The following is a 1,249-nucleotide window of genomic DNA, read 5'->3' as shown; positions in this document are numbered from 1 at the left end:
TGGCCCCTGCGCGCAATCTCGTGCTTGCGGGGCGCAGTCCCGGCGACCTCATGCGTACCCAGGTCTTTGGCAAGGCCCAGGCTGATCTGCGCCAGACACAGGCTCTTGAAGGGCTTATGCAAAGTGTTGCCGGCAACGGCTCGACCCTTGATCTGGCCCGCAGCATGGGGGCAGCACGTCAGCTGCACTCTCTTTCCAGCACAGTGGGTGAGCGCCTGGGCGGTCTGAATGGCGGAGACTTCATACACAGTCGTCCAACGGCCCCGGCACAGGGCAAGGCCCGGCAAAAGCGGCGGCAGCCGGACGCGGCCGAAATGGAGCTGGGCAAGCTTTCCGCCCAGTTTGAATCCGGCCGCGACGGCATAGCTGCCATAGGCTATGACCGTAACGGAGGCACTTCATACGGTAAATATCAGGTGTCCTCGCGCGCGGGCAGCCTCAATGACTTTCTTGAATTTCTGGATGGCGAAGCCCCGGACATCTCCAAAAAACTGCGTGCCGCGGGTCCGGGGAACACCGGCAGCCGCAAGGGAGCCATGCCCGACATGTGGCGTGCCATTGCCGAGGCGCAGCCCGAGCGCTTTGAAGCCTTGCAGGAGGCCTATGTGCGCGAAAGTCATTATAAACCCGCTGTGGAAGGCATCAGCCAGCGTACCGCGCTGGAGGCAGACAGCCTGTCGCCTGCCATGCGCGAGGTGATCTGGAGCACATCCGTACAGCATGGTCCCACAGGCGCCGCGCGCATTTTTGCCCGCGCCGAAGCCATGAGCGGCGACCCCGATGATCCGGCCTATGAGCGCAAACTTATCACCAATGTGTACAAGGTGCGTTCCGGCCAGTTCGGATCATCCACCAGCGAGGTGCAGGCCGCTGTGCAAAACCGTTTCCGCCAGGAGCGCACTCTGGCTCTCAACCTTCTGGACGGCGGCAACAAGGCCAATCTGGCCTGACGGGCTGAAAACGCATGAAGACAGAACCATCACGCGCCCATATGCGGCAGCATTCCGCGCCCATATGCGGCAGCATTCCGCGCCCGGCAAACGGCGGCAATGTTGTCATCATCAATCTGACCCGCTTTGGTGACCTGCTGCAAAGTCAGGCGCTCATACACGACCTGCACCGCGCCGGACTGCGGGTGGGCCTTGTGTGTCTGGACAACTTCGCTTCGGCCTTGCCCCTGCTCCAGCACGTTGACAGGGCGTGGCCCCTGCCCGGCGCGCGTATCATGGCGGATGTGGAAGGCCACTGG

1 protein-coding gene and 1 pseudogene are annotated in these 1,249 nt (G+C 62.7%); both read left to right on the top strand.

Translation table 11 applies throughout. The features are described from left to right. On the top strand, positions 1-950 hold a 950-nt coding region (locus V6C16_RS13575; protein WP_333543478.1), incomplete at its 5' end, for a hypothetical protein. Positions 951-964: 14 nt separating this feature from the next. Further along, positions 965-1,249, top strand: a pseudogene (locus V6C16_RS13570) (glycosyltransferase family 9 protein); the annotation flags it as partial.

It is taken from the genome of Desulfovibrio sp. 1188_IL3213 (assembly GCF_036763145.1).
Taxonomy (GTDB): Bacteria; Desulfobacterota; Desulfovibrionia; order Desulfovibrionales; family Desulfovibrionaceae; genus Desulfovibrio.
The sequence above is the reverse complement of the archived record's forward strand: the minus strand, read 5'-3'. Positions and strand labels throughout refer to the sequence as shown.